This window comes from Gilliamella sp. B14384G12 (assembly GCF_016101825.1).
Lineage (GTDB): Bacteria > Pseudomonadota > Gammaproteobacteria > Enterobacterales > Orbaceae > Gilliamella > Gilliamella apicola_N.
On the sequence record NZ_JACFPU010000019.1, the window covers coordinates 1 to 21,682 of the forward strand.

The following is a 21,682-nucleotide window of genomic DNA, read 5'->3' on the forward strand; positions in this document are numbered from 1 at the left end:
GGCAATTTAGATATTACCGACCTATAACTAATAATAGAACTACTGTAAGCTTTGGAAGTTATCCAGAAGTTTCGCTACAACAAGCACGAAAACAACGAGACGAAGCGCGCGAATTAATTAAACAAGGTATAGATCCTCAAGAACATAAGGCGGAACTAGAACAGCGCAAGCAAGACGAAATAACCAGTACATTTAAAAAAGTGGCTACTGACTGGTTTAAAGTTAAGAGTAGTAAAGGATTAACTGAAATTACATTAAAAGGTATTTGGAACTCATTAGAGTTACATATTTTCCCTCACATCGGTAATAGTTCCATCTTCAAATTAAAGGCAAAAGACTTCATCAAAGTTATGGAGCCATTAAGAGCAAATGGCAAATTAGAAACGATTAAAAGGCTTTGCCAACGCATTAATGAAATTATGTTTTATGCTGTGAATATAGGCTTAATTGAGGCTAACCCAGTAGTCAAGATTAAAGATGCATTTGAAAGCCCTACAAAAGGACAAATGCCAACAATCAAAGCACAAGAGCTACCTGAATTTATGCAGGCTCTTGCTATGGCTAGAATTGAATTACAGACGCGTTGCTTAATTGAATGGCAACTATTAACAATGACCCGACCCAATGAAGCTGTAGGGGTAAAATGGCAGGAAATTGACTTTAATAATTGTTTATGGATTATTCCTGCTGAAAAAATGAAGATGAGAAGAGAACATACTATCACTCTTAATAAGCAAGCTATGGCACTTCTATCAATCATGAAACCTATTAGCGGTCACAGGGAACACATTTTCCCAAGTCTAAAACCTCCCTTTTCTACTCCCATGAATAGCCAAACAGCGAATATGGCAATTAAGAGAATGGGATATAAAAATAAGTTAGTGGCGCATGGATTAAGAGCTTTGGCGAGCACAATATTAAACGAGCAAGGCTTTGACCCTAATGTTATTGAAGCCGCGCTTGCTCATGTTGATAGTAATAGCGTTAGACGAGCTTATAACAGAGCTACTTATTTGGAACAAAGGAGAATCATGTTAGATTGGTGGGGCGACTTTGTCGAGCAAGCCAGTAAAGGGAATGTCTCATTGTCGGGTAACCGTAATTTAAAACTTGTTAATCATTAACTCTATCTAGATACCGTCACTCAAATTTGAGTTACTTAACAAATCAACATGTTAGCTGTAACCCTATTTGAGTTATTCACTTCAATAACTTCATATTAAGCCTCATATCTGAGGGCGCTTTTTCAAATGTTACCCTTTACCTATACATAATCTTAAACTTTTAATTTAAAATATATCACATAACTATACATACTATACATAAACACAAAAAACTTGATATATATTAATATATTATATTATGTATACTTATTTTTTAAGTGTTCATAAGTATTCATTACTATACATACATATATGTCTTTTAGATCACGCATATAACAATATGATTTATATTAATATTATAGATAAGTTCAATATTCAATTTGTTAATAATAAATATGTTATTATTTTGCTTGATCATAATAAAATATTTAATTTAACTATAATGATTTCCACCATGCAGGTATTAAATTTGTAATCTGCTGAAAAGTTAGCTGGTTTATTACATTGGTTCGAGTCACTCAACCATAGATATTTATGGTTACCCATTTAGTAATAGCGAGCAAAAAAATTATTTCAATTCGCGGTTGTACGTATAAATGGGGACGGGTGATTTTTAGGATGCTTCGTTATGAACTTTTGACCCACCCTCCCAGCTATAAGGATTGTCACTGTGTGAAAAGAAACCAATATTTATAAGCTGTGAAGATTTTCTTACTATCACTATAGGTACAAAAAGCACCAAAAAGCCCTGTTGTAAAGATATTTTTAAAATTCTTCTCTTGGCTAGGTTATAGTTTCTTGAGTCCATAAAAACAGAGCGTAATTTTGCGCCATTTGATTTTATTGATAAAAAGGCAATAGATAACTTAGCAGTAATTGCTTACATTCATTTACACAAAAAATCAGACTAACACAGCTATATTGTATAAACTATATACATGTTCACAATGGATATAACGACAATGTGAAGATGTGTCATGGGTAAACAAATAGCCGTTTTGGGTGATGCAACCAATTATGGTGGTAGGATTATTACAGCTTCAGGGCAAGGTTATTGTGGTATGGATGGCGTTGCTCTATTAGGTGATTTGGCTTCCTGTCCTAAATGCAATAGCACAGGCAGAATCATAGAGGGGGCAAGCAATTTTATTATTGACGGAAAACCCGTTGCTTATGATGGCTGTATTGTTGCGTGTAAATGCTCGCCAGTTGGTGGACATCGAATCTTAGCGTTAAAAAGCTCCATGTATGTTGGGGTTAGTGGTGGCTCTGTTCAATCTAATTCGTTTACTGGCAATCAAAAACAATTGAGTTCCGCAAATGATGACGAAAACAATTTAATTAGAATTGACGCGCGCCGTCTCTTACAATGCGCTGATGAGTTATGTGAAAAGCACTTATATCATGATGATATTAAGCAGGCGTTCAAGCAAGAAGTCGAAGTATTTGCTAATGATATTGTTGAACAAGTAGACAGTGGCGCTATGACGTATGAAGAGGGCGCGGGAAAAGTCAAGGAAGAAGAAGATAGCCTTTGGGAACAATCGCTAATTTGGGCTGAACGAGGGTTAGCAATTCTTGGTGGATTAACTCTGATTTCAACTGGCGCACTCATGTGTACAACGGGTGTCGGTTGTGTAATTGGTGCATATGTTGGCGCTCATGGTTTGAACAGCATACAGGAGGGCGTAACTGGTCAGGACGGTTTTTTGAAATCCACCTATCAGGCAGCAGCTCGGGAATTAGGTCTGTCCGAGTCAGTAGGAACGCTGGTTTATGATTTGGTTGATATAGGAATATCGGTGCGTGGTAAACTCAAATTAGTGCCTAAAGTGGACGAATTTGGTACACCAATAAAGAAATTATGGCATTACGGGCGTCAAGATTTGGTGCGGCATTATACGCAAATGAAAAAAATCTGGTTAGTTGGTGAAGTTGTAATTGATATAGCATCACTAGCTAGTATTTTTGAAGATGTTAAAGGTGTATTCTTTCATAATAACGATACTGACGAATCAGAATTAGTTATCCCTGAATCTGAGACTATTACGAATGTAGGCGAATTAGTTCATAGTTGTAACTTTGTTAGCGTTCGTAACGGTAACGATGGAGTTAGAGAGTATTTTCTCTGTACGACTCCTGACGGTGAACAATATACAATTGAGAGTGAAGCGGAATAATGTTTATTATCTTTATTTATTATTTTTTATCTATAGCCACTTTGTGCGCCTGCTATTATTTCCGCCGTTCTCGTTTTACAGCGCAGGATTATAAATATAATAAACCGTTAAGATGGAAGCGACGAATTCTGATAATATGGATGTATTTGTTTGCAGCCCTACACTATAGTGTTTGTTTTAGAAAAAATTATTTTCGTGACGTAGAAAATGATTTTATCATCGGATCAGCATTATTTTTTCTATTTACCTATATATTTGTTATAGGTTGGTTAGAAAATATCACGTATTCTTTCAATAAAAAGAAAAAATAGTAAAGATAGCGAAGCGGAATAATGTTTATTTTTATTTATTATTTTTTATCTATAGCCACTTTGTGCGCCTGCTATTATTTTCGACGTTCTCGTTTCACAGAAAAAGATTATAAATATAACAAACCTTTAAAATGGACTCGACGCATTCTGATAATTTGGATGTATTTGCTAGGAGGAATACACTGTAGTATTTGTGCTAGAAAAAATTTTTTTCGTGATTTGCACAATGATTTTATTATTGCGTCTGCTATATTTTTTCTAATTGCATATATAGTTGCTATAGGTCGGTTAGAAAACATCACGTATTCTTTCAATAAAAAGAAAAAATAGTAAAGATAGCGAAGCGGAATAATGTTTATTATCTTTATTTATTATTTTTTATCTATAGCTACTTTGTGCGCTTGTTATTATTTCCGCCGTTCTCGTTTCACAGAGAAAGATTATAAATATAATAAACCGTTAAGATGGACTCGACGCATTCTGATAATTTGGACATATTTGTTAGCGGGAACGCATGCAAGTATTCTTATGGGAACAGGCTTCTTCCGTGACATAGATAATGATTTTATAATATTTTCAGCTGAATTTTTCCTAATTGCATATATATTTGCGGTATGTTGGGTGGAGGATATCATACATCCTTTTAATAAAAAGAAAAAATAGGATAATATTAAAAATATTTAATCAGGAACTGCAAAAATTATGTAGTTTCGTTAAATTAAAACAGTTATCTTCATAATAAAGACAGCTTACAAATCCCTTTCATAGGGTTGAATTTAAAAAGCTCATCGAAGGGCTTACAACTATCATGCTACCGTACGAGCCTGAAATTTTGATGTAGCGCGACGGCTCAAATATTTATTATTATTTTTTATTAAATCTCTCATTTACCTATCCTCAAAATATTATTTTACTCCTCCAATTTTACCATAGTTATTTTCATGTATATAGATACAGTGTTATAATGTATCTAACTGTATATTAAAGTATTATTTAGGTCGCGAGGAGTGGTATATGGAACATATTTACTGTGATGATTATCCTAATGTTATGCATTGGAAAGCTGTACAAGAATTTACTATAGAGCAAGCGTCTTTATTATTGGCAGGATTAGATCCCTTCGATTTTAAAGAGGGATTAGATTCAGTAAAACAAATAAATCATTCTAGATGGAAATTAGCTCATGGTTATGCTCTATCGTTAGAAACCTCTATCAGAAGGGGAATTTTAACGCCAATTATATGTGCTAAATATGTATTTAATGAATTTCTAAATGAGATGAGCGCCACAAAGATAGATCCAAATGATAGAACAGAAACAATGTCTTATCGGCACACCATAATAACAAGAAGTTCCTTAAATCAATGGGTCACTAATGAAAATGTTATCTTAGTTCTTCCATATCGAGCTAAAAAAAACCCTCCCCCTATTATTCAAGAAATCAGTATAGAAGATAATAATATAAAAAAATTACCAAATAACACACAGCACTCTTCCGAAGGATTGGAGTTAACACAAGAGATAATTGAGCAATTTTGGTCTACTTATGATGCCGAAAATAAACAAACAGCTCCAACAAAAAAAGAAGTAATTGATTATTTAATTGGTAAAGGAGTATCTAAAAACTTAGCAGAAGCGGTTGATATAGTATTGCGTCCTTTCGAATTAAGAAAAGTAGGACGAAGAAAGGGGTAAGCCTATTTACTGTATTTTCTATATAAATGGATAGGAATACTTTAATTAAATAAGTTACTACTATTAAAAAATTAACCCACCTATTTTAATTATACCATAATGCTACAGTTACCTTGTTTTAATCACTTTTATAACGAGGTAACAAATGACAAATACAATCCTATCCAGAAGAGAAGTTAAAAATTTACTTCACTTCAAATCTGACACTAGCCTTTATACGCTAGAAAAGAAAGATGAAACCTTTCCACAAAAGATAAGAATTGGCTTGCGTCGCGTTGGGTATCGTGCTGATGAAATTTACTCTTGGCTGGAATCTCGCAGAGTAGAACGCAGTGAGGTGGCTTAATGTTGATAAAGCAAAACCCTTTATATCGCGAAATGATAAAGGGCTAACACTGGAATAATGACGCTTCCAATGATAGCCAATCTCGCGATAAGTGTCTAGCTAAAACACCAAATTAACTAATTGATTTTAAAGCAAAGCGAAAAAATTCGTTACGGTTTCCCCTTGCCTAAATTTAGCTAAAAGGGGGAATTTTCTGACACGTTAAGAGAGATGAAAAATGACAGATTTAAGTATTAAAAATAATGATATTGAATTGGTGCAATCCAAATTTGACTTAATCGCGACTTATAAAACGATTAATAATTTAAGTACACGTTAGAGGGCTTAAAAATGACTACAAGTTTATATAACAACCTAGCAATACAGATGTATCCCCAAACCTTAAATAATCGCCCAATGAATCGCTACGGCGCAATTTTCCGACACGTTAGGAAAGATTTTATTGATATCACTACGCGCGCGCGTATGAGTCGGAAAACTTATTGCATGAGGTTGAATTTTAAAAAATGGTTTTGCATGTCCATAAAAAGGGAAAGCAGAATACTAATAACTAAGTTTTGTCAGTCCATAAAAAGGAAACCAAGAAAACAAATACCACCAAAAAGTGGTATTAAGCTAGTAAATTATTTCTTATTTGGTTTGGTGAGTTTTTCTCGACAAGCAGAAATAACCCAAGCTGAAAAGTTGGTGTTCTCTTTTTGGGATTGCTCATCTATTTTTTCTATTAGCTCGTGTGGAAAGCGAATTCCCTTGGTAAAAGATTTATTATTTTTGTATCCCGTTGCCATTAGTAAAAAAATCCTAATCAATTTAGTGTTCAAACACTATACATTAAAAAATTGTTTAGAAAAAGCATTGACGTGTTTATGCACTTTATTTTATAGTGTTTATGCACCAAGTAAATTTTGTGGTGCTAAAAAACAATCCCCCGAAGTGCTACCAACACTATCGAGGGATCTAACCAAACCATTAAATGAGGTAATGATTATGGCTAATAGTAATGATACCCTATGCCCTAAAAATGGGCAATATGACCTACCTAACCTTTTATCAGTTTTGAATTTATATCAGGCTGATATCCAACCACAAAACTTATTACACGCAAAAGCACACTTAGAGGAACTCAGACAATCAATTCTATGGGGAATCGGTGCTATTGGTAATTTGTTATTTTGGACTTCTGAATGTGAAGAATATGAGGAACAACAATTTAAAGACGATATACGCGATATTGGTTACTTGTTAGCACAATTAAAAAACGTTGCTTGCTTTGCTTCCAATCAAATTAATTTACTTGACGATAAACTTAATGATAAGGAAATTAACGATAATGAATAATAACCCCAAAATAACCGCAATCCACCATATCATCGTTGATTCAACTATGGCAATAATAGCAAGTCTATTTTTAATTGAGCAAATTAATAAAAATGATAGTCAAGTATTTGTCCATGAGGGTATTAAAATTGATATTAATAAAGATTTAATTGTACTAGGGTTAAAAATCAACCTTAAGCAATGCTTGATTGAGGATTTTGGAGAAAAGGAGGGATTAAATCGCACTTATGGAATGTTGAAAGACATGTACACAGAAAGCGCAGATAAACCTATTTCATTAACTCCATTCGGGCAAGAATTACTTTCATCATTGTTTATTGATTTAGCCGAAGACATCAAAGCTGAATCTAACGCGACAATTCACTAAGGTGGCGGTAATGAAAATAAATGAAGTTACAGCCGAAGCGGTAGGTAAATGGCAATCAATCTTTAGTTCATTAGGCATTGAGGTGGGTAATGGCAAACATTGCCCCTGTCCCGTCTGCGGTGGTAAAGATAGATTCAGATTTGATAATAAAAATGGGCGCGGTACTTATATCTGTAGTCAATGCGGTAGCGGTGACGGCTTAAATCTTATCAAAAACTATTATCATTGTGATGCTAAAGAAGCGAGCAGTAAAGTAGCGGAATGTTTAAATTTAAATAATCATAACGCTACAAGCTCGGATTTCAAATCCGACCTACAGAGTAAACCCATATTTAAAAAGGTTGAATATTTATTATCTAAAACAATATTAGGACAATCTCAATACCTGACCAAGAAAGGGTTAACCTTTGATTTGCCTTTGTTAGATGACGGGCGTATTTTTGCGCCTGTTATCAATATCAACGGTGAATATACAGGCGGTCAATTTATCGAGCTAGACGGAAGCAAGCACTTAATGAAAGGCTCAAATAAAAAAGGTGCTTTTATATGGGTCAGCCCAAATTTGGGCAGACCTGACGAGGTAAACAAAGAATTACTCACAGCTACCGAGATTATTATTTGTGAGGGATTAGCCACAGGTATATCGATAGCGGTATTCCGCCATCGGTCACTAGTGATATCTGCCATTGATGCAGGTAATCTTATTCATGTAGCCAAAGCTATTCGCGAGGTTAATACTACCGCAAATATTATCATCGCTGGTGATAATGATATAGGTAGTCATAAAAACACAGGTAAAGAAAAAGCGATAGAAGCGGCTACTGCGGTAAATGGTTATTACACAATCCCTGACACTGATTATAAATGTGATTGGGATGATTATAGGCAACAATTTGGACTTCAGAAAACTTCAGGTTTATTTGATAAAAACTTATCAAAAATTAACGTTCAAACTTTAACAAATACTAACAACCAAAACTTGAAAAAAGTTGAAACTCAAAACATGAATTTATCGCAAATGGCATCAAATCAGCGCGCCGAATTGCTAAATGAGCATTATAACCATAACCTTGCTATTAATCTTACTACCGATGAAATCTATCACTATCAAGATAATGCATGGCAACCCATTAGCGATAAAGTTTTGATGCGAACATTAGCCGATTTATTTAATCAATCAGGTGAGCCATTTAACCCTATGCGCATAAGTTCTGCGGTTGAAACCCTCAGACTATCTTTACCTGCAATGGGAAGCTCTCAAAAGGATTTAATTTGTTTTAAAAATGGTGTTTATGAGCTGAAGACACAAACTTTCAGACCACACAATAAGCAAGATTGGTTATTAGTGAGCAATAACATTGATTATTACCCTGCCAAAGAAAATGAATCTTTCGAAACTCACGCACCTAACTTTGCTAAATGGCTAAAAAGAGCTTCAGGCAATCAAGATAAGGCTAAGAACATACTGGCAGGGCTTTATATGATATTAGCTAATCGTTATGATTGGCAATTGTTCCTAGAAGTTACAGGCGCAGGCGGCAGCGGTAAAAGTGTATTTGCTGAAATCGCAACTATGTTATCAGGCAAGAATAACACTGTTATAGGCACAATGGAATCACTGGAAAAGGCAAGAGATAGAGCCTTAGTAGTTGGTTACTCTCTTATCATTTTACCAGACCAACCGCGATATATGGGCAGTGGTGCAGGTTTAAAAGCGATTACTGGCGGTGATGAAGTAGCAATTGACCCTAAACACAAGCAGCCCTATTCCTGTAAGATTCCAGCGGTAGTGTTAGTAATCAACAACGAAGCCATGCGATTTAATGAGCGCAACGGGGGCATATCAAGGCGAAGAGTAATATTTCACTTTGGCGAGGTTATACCAGAAAAAGAGCGAGATTTAAACTTGGTTAGCAAAATAGAGCAAGAACTCCCCTCTATTGTTAGACTGCTACTTAATGAGTTCGCTAACCCTAATGATGCTAAAGAAAGATTACATAAACAACAACAATCAGAAGAAGCAACGACTATTAAAAGAGAATCTGACCATTTAGTCGATTTCTGTAGTTATTTTGATGCGTTAGACAACCCTAACGGTATGTTAGTAGGCAATCTTGGGATTATTCCATTCAATCCAAGAAAGTATGTTTACCATGCTTATATCGAATACATTCGTAACACAGGGCTAAATAATCCCTTATCCTTAACTCAGTTCGGCACATCTTTAAGTTACGCATTAAACGAGAACGGCAAGCAATACATGAAGAAGCGCTTTACAGTAGGGGTTAAAACTAATTTAGAACTTAATTTAAACACCAGTAAAGACTGGTTACCTAAAGCAGAAGAGCCTATCTAAAGCTAATTGTTTATTACTGTTTACACCGCCTTGATTGGCGGTTTTTTGTTTTTATGTATAGTAAAAATGTAGAGTTATGCAGGGTTAAAATGTAGACCATACATAGCACAAACCCTTATACAATAAGGCTTACAAGAAATGATGTATAGTATGCATAGATTTTTATAAAATTTTATTTTAATGGGGGGTAATTTCTTTAACACTCAAATATGGGTAATGCCTCTTTGACCAGATTTTTACACCCGTGAAAAATCAACTTTAAATCAAAAATAAGAGAGCATTAAAAATACCCAATTTTAGGGAGCACTTTTTATTTTTGGTGTATGAATGAGGGTACACTAACAAATATAAAAAATAGTAATCATTTACTCAAAAGGAATTAAAAAACATTTTTCAATGTCCCGCCTACTAATCAACAGAAGTAACCTCACATAAAAATAATTTTTAAAATCAATTAGTAAGCCACATAATGAATGGGTTTTATATTTATATTCGTTTACTCACATCTACCTGTGTTTGAAAATAATAAGGGATTGATAAGGGGATGAATTTATATTGGAATGTCTACACTCCTTTAATTTGAATAATTACTTAAATTTAATGTTTAAAGGTGTTTGACATAATCTAGAGTTGTGCAGAGCTATTTAGATAAATATTCATATTTAGTTAATATGTTATAAGTTTTTTTGGCTTTTTATTCTTTTTGATAAAATCGAGTGATTACACTTGTATTTTTGTTAATTAGATCTGTATACTATATAAAATGAAAGTGACTAAATTTACAGGTTTAAAAAGATATTAATGAAAAAATTATTACTATTATTGACCGCAATTTTTTATTCTTTTTTTAGCGTTAATGTATCAAGCGGAACAACTAAAATAAAATATGATGAAATAAAAAATATTACAGATATGACAATTTCTCAAGCTATGGAAAAGAATCAAATTCCAGGTGTAGCTGTAGCTATTGTTCATAATGGACAAATTTACTTATTTAATTATGGCTTATCTGATATTGAGCAAAAAAAACCAGTAACAGACTCAACTATATTTGAAATCGGTTCTGTTAGTAAAACATTTACCGCAACCCTTGCAACTTACGCAGAGGTTAAGAATAAATTACACCTAACTGATAGAATTGAAAATTATATTCCTGAATTAAAAGGAACTCCGTTTGGAGAAGTAAAACTATTAAATTTAGGTACACATACAACAGGAGGACTTCCACTACAGGTACCTGATGAAATTCAAAATATGGAACAATTAATTAAATATTTTCATAACTGGAAACCAGAAAAACCAATAGGTACAATTCGAACTTATGCTAATCCTAGCATTGGTACTTTAGGTTGGATTGCGGGAAAAAGTTTAAATCTTGATTTTAGTACAGCAATAAATCAAATTTTATTCAAACCTTTAAAATTAACTAATACCTATTTTTCTATTCCTGAAGAAAAATTAAAAAATTATGCATGGGGATATACTAAAGATAATAAGCCTATTCATGTTAATCCCGGACTGTTAGATAACGAGTCTTATGGAATAAAAACTACCGCAACAGATTTAGCAATCTTTTTAAAAGCAAATATGAATGAAATCGACTTAAGTGATTCATTAAAAAAAGCATTAAACAGTACTCGTAAGGGATACTTTAAAGTAGGAAAAATGACCCAAGATTTAGTTTGGGAAGAATATCAAATGCCAGTTAATTTACAAACTCTTGAAGAAGGTAATTCTAATTCAATTATCTTAAACCCAACGCCAGTTATAGAAAATGACCCTATTAAAATTAATAATAATGTATGGATAAATAAAACAGGTTCAACCAATGGCTTTGGTGCTTACATTGCTTTTGTCCCAGATAAACAATTTGGGATTGTTATTTTAGCAAATAAAAATTACCCAAACGCTGAACGAATTAAGAGTGCATATAAAATTTATCATACTCTTTTTAATTAAATCATATTTATATATATACTTGAACGTAATGTAAAAGAGTACATATAATCCCAAATTATATTAAGCTATTCTTACCAGTACTTTTACGTTATCATACAATTTAAGGGAGGGGAAGCGCCTCCCTTTTTCTATTTCCTTTACATTAGCTAATTTTTGAACACCAGATCACCCTCTTAATCCCCTAAGCTCCACCACTATTCAAATCAATAGACGTCAAATGAAGTAAAAATAATGTTTAAAATCAAATAAAAATTCTTTAAATATAGTATAAATTTAACCACTAAAAATAATATTTACTGCCTAACTAAAGTTTTAGGATGGTTTAAAATTTTGTGAAAATTTCAATTTAGATTTAATATAAGGCGTAATAATACCAAAGGTATTAATAAATTAGCGTTATTGTTACTTTAAAATAAATTATCTAAGACATAAAAAGGTATTTATGAGACGCAAAGATAGAGAAATAACTAACCTTGATGAAGTGATCGACATTTTAGAACATACTGATGTTATTCGTTTAGCTATGAATAATGGCGATTTTCCGTATATTGTTCCTGTCAATTTTTGTTATGAACTAACAGCAAATAATCAGCTTATTTTTTATATTCATGGCGCTAAAGTTGGTACTAAAGTTGAACTACTCAATAAAAATCCTTTACTTAGCTTTGAGTTAGATACAGAGCACCAATTAATTACTAATGAAAGAGCATGCAAATATTCTTTCAATTATGCTAGTATTATCGGCAATGGGTATGCAACTTTTATTGAAGAACCCACCGCAAAAATGGCGGCGTTACAGGTAATGATGAATAAATTTGCTCCTAATAAAACTTTCTCTTTTACCGAAAGTGATGTCAAACCAGTTATCGTCATAAAAATTGAAGTACAAGCTTATACAGCTAAAAAACATTAAATTATAAAAGTTATCAATGCTAGTAAAAAACTCTAAAATAAGTGAGTACTAAAAACGACCAATTTTAGCGGTCACTTTTTATTTTGGGACTACGTTTGGGACTACTTCTTCAATAAAGAAAAAATAAAAACCTTTCTCAAAAAGGATTTAAAAGACCTTTTTCAACTTCCGCCAGCCCACCACATACTGTTCCATAGTAGTCCATTAAAGCATGTAATTCATTTAAAAATAAAGAATTACGGGCTTTTTGTTTCCAACCCTATCCAAACTAATACGAGGGAGTCCAACTCAAATTGGTACATTTTTAGGTACACAATTCTATGTTACACTATTTCGTGTACCAATTTTCTTATGACCTATAGGAGGTGTACTAATGGGAAGAGTAACCAAGCCCCTAAGCAATATAGAGATCCAAAAGAAACGCGCCATTGATAAAGAAATCACCCTGCATGATGGTGACGGATTATTTCTCTTGATCAAACCGTAGGATAAAAAATTATGGCATTTTCGCTATCAACGTCCAAATACCAAATTACGCACCAATATTAGTCTTGGCGCTTATCCTTATCTGAGTTTATCGGATGCCAAAAAATTACGTGATGAATACCTTTCTTTATTAGTCAAAGGAATCGATCCCCAAGCCAAGGCTGCGCAGCAAGAAGAGCAAGCTGAAATTGCCAAAGAGAGCCGTTTTATTAATGTCGCCAAAAAATTGTTTGAGTTTAAGCAAAAGAGCATTACCGTCGATTATGCAAAAGATATCTGGCGCTCGCTCGAAAAAGATGTCTTGCCCTGCCTTGAAAATACGGCGCTCACCGTGATTAAAGCTCGCACCTTAATACAAGTGCTAGAACCAATCAAAACCTGTCGTGCGCTGGAAACAGTGCGGCGGTTAAGCCAACATTAATGAGATTATGATCTATGTCATCAATACTGGTTTGTTAGAAGCGAATCCAGCTTCTACCATTAGTCAGGCGTTTGAAAAGCCGAAAAAGCAAAACTTACCCACGGTAAGGCCTGAAATATTGCCGCAATTAATGAGCGATATCAGCATGTCTAACTTACAAGTCACCACACGCGCTTTACTGCTTTGGCAACTGCTCACCTTAGTACGACCGTCGGAAGCAGCAGGAACAAAGTGGGTTGAAATCGATCTTGAAAACAAACTATGGCATATCCCTGCCAAACGGATGAAAGCCAAAAAAGCCCACACCGTACCGCTATCCAATGAAGCGTTAGGTTTATTAGCACAATTAAAACCGCTGAGTAGCGGTAGTGAATATGTGTTCCCTAGCCGAATTAATCGTAACGAACCACTCAATCCGCAAACTGCAAATGCCGCGTTAAAGAGTATCGGCTATGGCGGGCAACTGGTAGCGCATGGCTTACGTTCCATCGCCAGTACCACCATGAATAAAGCTGAATTTAATCCCGATGTGATTGAAGCGGCTCTTGCGCATAACGATAAAAACGAAGTCAGGCGAGCTTATAACCGCTCTACTTACCTTGAACAGCGTAAGGAACTAATGGCTTGGTGGGGGAAACGGGTTTATGAAAAAGCGTGATAAATAATGATACAGTTTAAATATCTAAATAATGTAGATTTGAGATAACAACAAAAGACCGAATAATTAACGAAATTACTGGTTATATAAAGCTATTTATTAGCTTTATTGTTATTCAAAATAATGATCAACAATTTTGGTTAACCAAGGTCGTTCATTATTGTCATTAATAAGAAACTCTAAGAAAAAATCTGATACTTGGGTGCATCTATATTTACTTAATTGAGTAAATATAGATGACCAAATTTCGTTGTATAACCCATTTTTAAATATTGAAATGGAAAATATAACAGCCATCTCGTGCTTTGTTATAAAAAGTACATTAATGATGTGTTCAAGCATCGAGTTACTGACTATGTCTCTGCCTGATAAGATATTATTGAGGCGCTCATTTGTTATTTCTCCTGCAAAATTGAAAGAAATAAAAATGCTAGCATCATAATAGTTTTCAGCTGTTTTAATTAACTCATCACTCCACTGATAATCATCAAATTCAGCATTTTTTAAATTTAAAGTGTTCTCAAGTTCAGTTTTATCTAATTTTTGATAGCTGATCTCAGACATTGTTTTATCAAAGCTTGTTAATAGTTCATTTTCTAATAATTCTAAATGAGTAAATTGAATCTTCCCTTTTTCACCCAACTCTTTATTGGGCATAACAATGATTGTACTTTGAGATATTACAAGAGTATTAACTGGCCTTTTATTTAATGCAGCAGCAGTCGCTTTATGATGACCATCAATCAAAGTACAAAGATAACCTTCGGTATGAAAGTAACTAATTGCGCGTGTATTAGTTTCTCCTTGATAATACTTTACTCTATCCATGTTTAGTCTATATGGGGATTGGCTAGGCAATAAATACTTGGGCTGTAGAATACTGAAATTAAAATCCTCATAATTCCAAAACCCACTAGATGCATAATTTATTACTTGTGTATTATCAATACACCAAAAAAATTTACCATCTCCATTTGTAGGGAAAAGCTCCTCATCAGATAACTGATAATACCCTGATGGTAAAAGTCCCAATAACGGTTTCAAATCGTTAAGGGATTGTTCTAGATTAATAAAAGGTGCATTTAGAACATTATTCAATTGGGAAAGTACTTTCTTGTTTTTGTCACTTTGATCAAGTCCATATCCTGCTGAAATTAATCTATTACAAGTTGGACACATATATTCATCGCCATAAAATTTAATTAACGGAATATCGTTAAAAAAAAGGCTACGAAATCCTAGATCACTAGTGTATCCGTATTTTTCACATAACAAACCTTTGCCATTTTTAACATAGAAAATGACTGCTTTTTGACTTTTTTTTATAAGAATGATTTCAGGATGATTGTTACTATCCATAAAAAATGATTTCATTTCTACTATTAATTTCCTAATATCAACACATTTTAAATATCATTATGAGATTAATGAACTGCCACTTTATTAATTATTTGTTCAGGATTAAGTGCTCGCAATCTAGCAATATATACAAACTCTACCACATTTAATCGATGTTCTCCATTTTCAACTTTCACCATAAACGATTATGGGCGATTTAATGTTCGCACCATAGCAGGTTTGTAGCTTGATAATGATTTGCTATCTGCATAAAGTTGCGAGCTAACTCGTAAATAGAAAATTAATTCATCATAAAATTGCGATCAACCTCACAAAACCAAAATCCCTTGATCTTATTTCGACAGTTAAAGACGTCCGACGAAAGCTGGCAAGTAGCATGAGCAACAGGGATGTTGCGATAGGCGTTGCATTTTCTGGAAAAATTCAACGCTGGTGCGTTAACTTGACTGCATGAGGAGGGTAATGACACAGTTATCGGTCTTTTCAGGTCGAGAGCGGGATTGCAAAGGGAATGCGGCATTCCCTTTGACGGGCGCGTGCTGTGATTTTAAGTTAAGCACTGAAATTTTTCGCGACCAAACTTACATCGAATCATTCATAAACCATCATTTAATCGAAATTGCTTTCAAACTTTGCAAAAGTTCCTCCCTGAATGGGGTACGTTTCAATCAAAAATCGGTCTTACATTCAACATCCAAATGCGAATCCAGATAGTAAAAATATCCTATTTTGGGATGTTTTTTGATTTGATAGATACTTGTCCCACTTATTTAATATCTATCAACAGGCTGATTATATGAAACAACAAGACTGACATTCTGCCGATATCATCGCAGAATTGAAAAAGAAAGGAACATCACTCTCCGCGTTATCAAGGAAATCAGGCTATGCGCCGTCAACACTTGCCAACGCACTTATCCGCCCGTGGAAAAAAGGCGAATTGATTATCGCGTATATACTCGGTATCGAGCCAAAGTAGATTTGGCCTTCTCGTTATGCCAACAAAAATAGGGTATTGCTAATTAAAGAATGCGGATAAAAGCAATGGTTTTAAGTTCAGTAAACATACCAAGCCACAGTATGAATACAGCCGTCACTGCTTCGCAGTGACGGCGACGGCAATCCCAAATAATACCGTCATTTTCACATTGATTATCGACATGATCGCCACATGATAAGGGGCAAAATTTTTGATCTAGAAATTTGACTTTGAATGGTATCATTCACTAATATTCAGTTTATTCATAACCCTTTAATCTTATCTATATGACTTACTAAATCAACTAACTTATTCCATTAACAACAGATCCCTTTTATAATTATTGGAATACAAATCACAATATAATGATATTAGTATGAAAGAATTAAAGGATGTTTTAGATAACTATCAGGATTTACTAGCCTCAACCAAATCATCTAAAAAACCAACGCGAATTGAGCAAATCGCGATTAAACATACTATTCCTAAAATCCTCAACGCTACTATACAAAAAGAAAATAGAAAAAATCCCTTTCGCGTAAAAGGTTCTTATGGTGAAGGGAATTTAGCTAGAATCCCTTGGGTCGCCATCTTTAATCAAAACATCACTGAATCAGCGCGCAGAGGATACTATATTGTCCTGCTTTTCTCGCAAGATATGCAATCATGTTACCTTTCGTTAAACCAGGGAGTAACCAGCTATGTTGAAACCTACGGTCAAGCAAACGCTTTACAAAGAATGCAGAAGGTGGCCAAGCAAGCGCTAAATTATTTTACTCCTCATGCCGAAGCAATTAAGGGCAATATTAACTTAAAAGCGGAGGGGAATTTAGGCCAGTGCTATGAAAAAGGCAATATTGAAGCCTTCTACTATGAAAAGTCCAACTTACCGACGCAAAAGCAGTTTGAGCAACATGTTGAGATCCTACTCGGCCATTATGAGCAGTTGTTTAATCATGTCGGTAAAAATATACAAGATATCATCGCAAATAACGAAGATAATTATCAACTGCTAACTCAGCAAAAAGCAGCAAAGTTAATGTCTCAGAATAGCAGTATGGTGAAAGAGCCAAAAGAATCAACTTACATGGTAAATTCTCCAGTGCGTGACCCAAATATAGCCGCTCAAGCGTTATGTAATGCTGACTTTAAATGTCAGATTGACCCAAATCACCAAACATTTATTTCAAACGCGACAAAGAAGCCTTATGTTGAAGCTCATCACTTTATTCCGCTTAGCCAACGAAATAACTTTAAGTTTTCATTAGATGTTTTATCCAATATTATTGTGCTCTGCCCAAACTGCCACCGTCTACTGCATTATGGGACTTGGAATGATAAAAAACCTCATCTAGAAAATTTTTTACATCAGCGAGAAACACTTTTGGCAAAAGATCTTATCCTAGTCACGCTAAAACAGCTGAAAGAATTCTATAAACACGATCTCTCGGAATAGAACTCGTTTTACAGTCATATTTTGTTTAATACTCGCTTCTTTTTGTGCATGAATAACAAGTTGATATTGTTTGTAATAAATAGATGTCATGAATAAGTTTCTTTATTTAATGGAAATAGTTCGGGAAATGGTTATGATGTAAAAAGTTTGGCACTCTGCTGATACTATCGCGGCAATCGGTTATGCTTCTATAACTTTGATGAATGCGGCTTTTGCAATTCATCAGCAAATTAAAAATAGGAGAAAGGCTAATTATGAAAATATTTATGATAATTTTTATGGTTATGGTCGTTATAGTTGAATTATTTATACTTATCGGTTGTTCTCTGACGGTTAAATATCAAATAGAAATGGCAACCGATATCTCGGAGATGCTCGATGTGGTATATTCTATACTCGATACGCTAGGTATGATTATTATTTTTAATTTGCTGTATTTAGTGGTTATGTACATTTTATATTTCAAAAAAACAAAACGTGGTTAGTGTGATGATGTTATGGTGAGCGTTATCGATCCTGTGCCAAAATCAGCCGATGACATTACGTTTTACGATAAGATGACAGAACGACAAAATCTTAACCTGCCTTGCTAATCAGGTAGCCAAAGTCCATAAAAACTATCTTTAAGAACTATCTTTAAAAATTATTTTTAGTCCAAACTCGTCCATGGCAGTCCTTTACACAAAGCCGCTGTTCGGTCGTTGGCCTAATAAACCATGACCCAAATTACGATTCCCCGTTAGTGCACGACTTAGTACCCAAACAAACTGGGCCGCGGCGGCTTATTTAAATCGTTATTTTACCATCACTCGCCATTATCAGACTTATGGCATAACGCGTTTTATTCAGTTACTCAAAAGCAGTTGGAAAAAAAGTGGTCGGCAAAGGCTCGCTAATCCCTGCTGATAAAAGCTATATTCAACAGAGAAACACCTACGACGGACAATGCCAAAAAGCAGGACTCAATAAAATGCACGGCTTACGGCGTGCTTACGCACAAACACGATACGAAACACTCACCGGTTGGAAGTCTCCGAAGGCTGGGGGATTATCGGGGGAAAGAATTAACACCAGAGCAGCAAATCAAAGATTAATGGGCTAGGCAGATAATTAGCAGGGAACTTGGGCATGAGTGGATTGAGGGTGTTAGGATTTATTTTAGGTAGGAAGATTGAATTTTGATTTTTTGCATATTTTTAAATCTCTTTTGACCTCATTGAACACATACACAAATTTGACCACAGTTTGCTTTTGAATTTTTTTTGTACAACTAAATATTCTTATCTTTTACTTCCTATTGGTAATATAAGGATTATGCTATTATTTGTTGCATAAACTTAAGTAAAAAAGTTACGCATAACTAAGGTAAAAAAATGAATCACAGTGTACACAATAAACTTATTTCCTTTATTTGGTCTATAGCCGATGATTGTTTGCGTGATGTTTATGTGCGAGGAAAATACCGTGATGTGATTTTACCTATGGTGGTTTTACGTCGTATTGACACATTACTCGAACCCACGAAGCAAGCAGTATTAACAGAATATCATGTTCAAAAAACAACCTATAAAAATACTGAACTCGATGATTACCCATTGGAAAAAGCATCTGGTTATGTGTTTTATAACACTAGCAAATGGACGCTAAAACAGCTTCACCTTTCGGCTAATAATAACAATCAAATTTTATTAACTAATTTTGAAGAATACCTAAATGGCTTTAGCAAAAATGTTAAAGAAATTATTCATTGCTTCAATTTAAAAGCACAGATTCGCCATATGGCAAATAAAGATGTGTTATTAAATGTTATTGAAAAATTTGTGTCACCTAATATTAATTTGACACCAAAAGAGGTTGAAGATCCAGACGGTAACCGTCTGCCAGCCTTAACCAATTTAGGTATGGGGTATGTATTTGAAGAGCTGATTCGCAAGTTTAATGAAGAAAATAATGAAGAAGCAGGCGAACATTTTACGCCACGTGAAGTGATTGAATTGATGACCCATCTGGTTTTTGACCCAATCAAAGATCAGCTTCCACCGGTTTTAACTATTTACGATCCAGCTTGTGGTAGTGGTGGCATGCTTACCGAATCACAGAATTTCATCGAAGAAAAATACCCACTTAAAGGATCGGAGCGCATGATTGAACTCTATGGTAAAGAGATCAATGATGAAACCTATGCTATCTGTAAGTCCGATATGATGATCAAAGGTAATGATCCACAAAATATTAAAGTAGGTTCAACGCTTTCTACCGACGAGTTTGCTGGCCGTCCGTTTGATTTTATGTTGTCAAATCCACCTTATGGTAAAAGTTGGGCATCGGAACAAAAATATATCAAAGATGGCAAAAGTGTCATCGATAATCGTTTTAAAGTGAAGTTAAAAGATTATTGGGGTAATGAACAAGAGGTTGATGCCGTTCCACGATCCAGTGATGGGCAACTGCTGTTTTTAATGGAAATGGTCAGTAAAATGAAATTACCACAGACGGGTGTACAAGGATCTCGTATCGCATCCGTTCATAACGGTTCTAGCTTGTTTACCGGCGATGCGGGTGGCGGCGAAAGTAATATTCGTCGTTATATTATTGAGAATGACCGCCTTGAAGCTATTGTTCAACTTCCTACTAACCTATTTTATAATACCGGCATAACCACTTATATTTGGTTACTAAGTAGTAATAAAGCTCCGCATCGTAGAGGTAAAGTACAATTGATTGATGCCAGTTTGTTATCTCAAAAATTACGTAAAAATTTAGGTGATAAAAATTGTGAGTTTTCACCTGAACATATTCGGGAAATCACTCAAACCTATTTGAATATGGTGACTATCGAACGACAACTTGATAAAAATAACGACCCAATTGGTATTGCCAGCCAATGTTTTGATAACAGTGATTTTGGTTATTATAAAGTCAATATTGAACGCCCCGATCGTCGTAAGGCACAATTTAATACAGAATCCCTTGCTGAACTACGTTTTGATAAATCATTACGTGAAGTGATGAGCCATTTATATAGTATTTATGGTGAGCATGTTTATCAAACTGGTTTTTTAAAACCGCAACAAAAATCGATTATAGATTGGTGTGATGATAATGGTATTAGCTTGAATAGCAAAGCCAAAGATAAAATTTTTGATACGCAATATTGGTTAAAGCTACAAACCCTGTATCAATCTGCATTAGCTATCATGCAGCAAGTTGGTGAGCATGAATACCGTGATTTTAATTTATTTAAACTGAATGTTGATAGAGCAATTGAAGGATTGAATCTAAAACTATCATCTAGCGAGAAAAACGCTATTTTAAACGCGGTGAGTTGGTATGATGAAAGTGCTGAAAAAGTGATTCATAAAGTGTATAGCTTCAATAAAGATAAACTGAAAAAACTATTAACCCATCTAGACTGTGAAGTGCAGCAATTAGCTGATTTTGGTTATTTTGCGACAGGTAAGACGAATGAATACATGACTTATGAACCTTGTACTGATTTGCGTGATTCAGAATCCATTCCACTGAAAGACAATATTCATCGCTACTTTTTAGCAGAAGTGCGGCCACATGTTGCAGAGGCTTGGATTAACCTTGATAGTACTCAAATCGGTTACGAAATTAGTTTTAATAAATATTTTTATCGTCACAAGCCATTACGTTCATTAGAAGAGGTTACACATGATATCTTAGCCTTAGAACAACAAACAGATGGTCTGATTGCCGATATTTTAGGTTTATCAAGTAAGGGGGAATAA

Annotated in this window: 17 protein-coding genes and 1 pseudogene; 15 read left to right on the forward strand and 3 right to left on the reverse strand. The window is 34.4% G+C overall.

From position 1 onward, the window contains the following. The 4 genes from H3S73_RS13170 to H3S73_RS13185 form a co-directional block, all read left to right on the forward strand. Positions 1 to 1,124, forward strand: a 1,124-nt coding sequence (locus tag H3S73_RS13170) for an integrase domain-containing protein (protein WP_198236934.1), incomplete at its 5' end; no start/stop codon positions are given. A 956-nt stretch (positions 1,125 to 2,080) separates the two neighbouring features. Beyond that, the gene (locus tag H3S73_RS13175; protein WP_198236933.1) at positions 2,081 to 3,283 is read left to right on the forward strand and encodes a PAAR domain-containing protein; all 1,203 of its coding nucleotides are present in this window, start codon (positions 2,081 to 2,083) and stop codon (positions 3,281 to 3,283) included. Positions 3,284 to 4,608: 1,325 nt separating this feature from the next. Next, positions 4,609 to 5,289, forward strand: a complete 681-nt coding sequence (locus H3S73_RS13180; protein WP_198236932.1) for a hypothetical protein — start codon at positions 4,609 to 4,611, stop codon at positions 5,287 to 5,289. Positions 5,290 to 5,434: 145 nt separating this feature from the next. Continuing rightward, positions 5,435 to 5,635 carry an AlpA family transcriptional regulator gene (locus H3S73_RS13185; protein WP_198236931.1) on the forward strand — a complete coding sequence of 67 codons (201 nt, stop codon included), beginning with the start codon at positions 5,435 to 5,437 and terminating at the stop codon, positions 5,633 to 5,635. A gap of 623 nt (positions 5,636 to 6,258) precedes the next feature. Here H3S73_RS13185 and H3S73_RS14090 read toward each other — a convergent pair. Further along, entirely contained in the window at positions 6,259 to 6,423 is a 165-nt protein-coding gene (locus H3S73_RS14090; RefSeq protein WP_086361636.1) for a YlcI/YnfO family protein, read from the reverse strand. A 67-nt stretch (positions 6,424 to 6,490) separates the two neighbouring features. Between H3S73_RS14090 and H3S73_RS14095 the strand changes: the two genes are divergently transcribed. From H3S73_RS14095 to H3S73_RS14100, 6 genes and pseudogenes are all read left to right on the forward strand, one after another. Next, positions 6,491 to 6,973 (forward strand): hypothetical protein, encoded by a 483-nt coding sequence (locus H3S73_RS14095; RefSeq protein WP_198236930.1) that lies wholly within the window; start codon positions 6,491 to 6,493, stop codon positions 6,971 to 6,973. Further along, complete coding sequence (locus H3S73_RS13200) at positions 6,966 to 7,340, forward strand: hypothetical protein (RefSeq protein ID WP_198236929.1); 375 nt, start codon at positions 6,966 to 6,968, stop codon at positions 7,338 to 7,340. Before H3S73_RS14095 ends, H3S73_RS13200 begins: the two co-directional genes overlap by 8 nt. Before the next feature lie 10 nt (positions 7,341 to 7,350). Next, positions 7,351 to 9,696 (forward strand): primase-helicase zinc-binding domain-containing protein, encoded by a 2,346-nt coding sequence (locus H3S73_RS13205; protein WP_198236928.1) that lies wholly within the window; start codon positions 7,351 to 7,353, stop codon positions 9,694 to 9,696. An 801-nt stretch (positions 9,697 to 10,497) separates the two neighbouring features. Then, positions 10,498 to 11,655, forward strand: coding sequence for a class C beta-lactamase (gene ampC, locus H3S73_RS13210; protein WP_100116767.1), 1,158 nt, complete (start codon positions 10,498 to 10,500; stop codon positions 11,653 to 11,655). Positions 11,656 to 12,097: 442 nt separating this feature from the next. Next, complete coding sequence (locus H3S73_RS13215; RefSeq protein ID WP_198236927.1) at positions 12,098 to 12,568, forward strand: pyridoxamine 5'-phosphate oxidase family protein; 471 nt, start codon at positions 12,098 to 12,100, stop codon at positions 12,566 to 12,568. A gap of 373 nt (positions 12,569 to 12,941) precedes the next feature. Beyond that, a pseudogene (locus H3S73_RS14100) lies at positions 12,942 to 14,133 on the forward strand (integrase domain-containing protein). 111 nt (positions 14,134 to 14,244) lie between these two features. Here H3S73_RS14100 and H3S73_RS13230 read toward each other — a convergent pair. Then, positions 14,245 to 15,507 (reverse strand): hypothetical protein, encoded by a 1,263-nt coding sequence (locus H3S73_RS13230; protein WP_198236925.1) that lies wholly within the window; start codon positions 15,505 to 15,507, stop codon positions 14,245 to 14,247. Positions 15,508 to 16,318: 811 nt separating this feature from the next. Between H3S73_RS13230 and H3S73_RS14105 the strand changes: the two genes are divergently transcribed. Further along, the gene (locus H3S73_RS14105; RefSeq protein ID WP_370528811.1) at positions 16,319 to 16,471 is read left to right on the forward strand and encodes a helix-turn-helix domain-containing protein; all 153 of its coding nucleotides are present in this window, start codon (positions 16,319 to 16,321) and stop codon (positions 16,469 to 16,471) included. 43 nt (positions 16,472 to 16,514) lie between these two features. Here H3S73_RS14105 and H3S73_RS13240 read toward each other — a convergent pair whose 3' ends face one another. Beyond that, positions 16,515 to 16,715 (reverse strand): hypothetical protein, encoded by a 201-nt coding sequence (locus tag H3S73_RS13240; RefSeq protein ID WP_198236924.1) that lies wholly within the window; start codon positions 16,713 to 16,715, stop codon positions 16,515 to 16,517. 132 nt (positions 16,716 to 16,847) lie between these two features. Here H3S73_RS13240 and H3S73_RS13245 point away from each other — a divergent pair, with 132 nt between their 5' ends. The 4 genes from H3S73_RS13245 to H3S73_RS13255 all read left to right on the forward strand — a co-directional run bounded on the left by H3S73_RS13245 (position 16,848) and on the right by H3S73_RS13255 (position 21,682). Continuing rightward, positions 16,848 to 17,927 carry an MrcB family domain-containing protein gene (locus tag H3S73_RS13245; RefSeq protein WP_198236923.1) on the forward strand — a complete coding sequence of 360 codons (1,080 nt, stop codon included), beginning with the start codon at positions 16,848 to 16,850 and terminating at the stop codon, positions 17,925 to 17,927. A gap of 254 nt (positions 17,928 to 18,181) precedes the next feature. Beyond that, positions 18,182 to 18,412, forward strand: coding sequence for a hypothetical protein (locus H3S73_RS13250; RefSeq protein WP_198236922.1), 231 nt, complete (start codon positions 18,182 to 18,184; stop codon positions 18,410 to 18,412). Between the two features lie 485 nt (positions 18,413 to 18,897). Beyond that, positions 18,898 to 19,029, forward strand: a complete 132-nt coding sequence (locus tag H3S73_RS13890) for a hypothetical protein (RefSeq protein WP_255519621.1) — start codon at positions 18,898 to 18,900, stop codon at positions 19,027 to 19,029. 271 nt (positions 19,030 to 19,300) lie between these two features. Continuing rightward, entirely contained in the window at positions 19,301 to 21,682 is a 2,382-nt protein-coding gene (locus H3S73_RS13255) for a class I SAM-dependent DNA methyltransferase (RefSeq protein WP_198236921.1), read from the forward strand.

What these genes read in the sequence shown, in the direction of transcription:
- H3S73_RS13890 (WP_255519621.1), top strand. Translation starts at nt 18,898, where the DNA reads ATGCACGGCTTACGGCGTGCTTACGCACAAACACGATACGAAACACTC.
- H3S73_RS13205 (WP_198236928.1), top strand. Translation starts at nt 7,351, where the DNA reads ATGAAAATAAATGAAGTTACAGCCGAAGCGGTAGGTAAATGGCAATCA.
- H3S73_RS13175 (WP_198236933.1), top strand. Translation starts at nt 2,081, where the DNA reads ATGGGTAAACAAATAGCCGTTTTGGGTGATGCAACCAATTATGGTGGT.
- H3S73_RS13215 (WP_198236927.1), top strand. Translation starts at nt 12,098, where the DNA reads ATGAGACGCAAAGATAGAGAAATAACTAACCTTGATGAAGTGATCGAC.
- H3S73_RS13185 (WP_198236931.1), top strand. Translation starts at nt 5,435, where the DNA reads ATGACAAATACAATCCTATCCAGAAGAGAAGTTAAAAATTTACTTCAC.
- H3S73_RS13245 (WP_198236923.1), top strand. Translation starts at nt 16,848, where the DNA reads ATGAAAGAATTAAAGGATGTTTTAGATAACTATCAGGATTTACTAGCC.
- H3S73_RS13200 (WP_198236929.1), top strand. Translation starts at nt 6,966, where the DNA reads ATGAATAATAACCCCAAAATAACCGCAATCCACCATATCATCGTTGAT.
- H3S73_RS13180 (WP_198236932.1), top strand. Translation starts at nt 4,609, where the DNA reads ATGGAACATATTTACTGTGATGATTATCCTAATGTTATGCATTGGAAA.
- H3S73_RS13230 (WP_198236925.1), bottom strand. Translation starts at nt 15,507, where the DNA reads ATGAAATCATTTTTTATGGATAGTAACAATCATCCTGAAATCATTCTT.
- H3S73_RS13255 (WP_198236921.1), top strand. Translation starts at nt 19,301, where the DNA reads ATGAATCACAGTGTACACAATAAACTTATTTCCTTTATTTGGTCTATA.
- H3S73_RS13250 (WP_198236922.1), top strand. Translation starts at nt 18,182, where the DNA reads ATGAAAATATTTATGATAATTTTTATGGTTATGGTCGTTATAGTTGAA.
- H3S73_RS13240 (WP_198236924.1), bottom strand. Translation starts at nt 16,715, where the DNA reads ATGATACCATTCAAAGTCAAATTTCTAGATCAAAAATTTTGCCCCTTA.
- ampC (WP_100116767.1), top strand. Translation starts at nt 10,498, where the DNA reads ATGAAAAAATTATTACTATTATTGACCGCAATTTTTTATTCTTTTTTT.
- H3S73_RS14090 (WP_086361636.1), bottom strand. Translation starts at nt 6,423, where the DNA reads ATGGCAACGGGATACAAAAATAATAAATCTTTTACCAAGGGAATTCGC.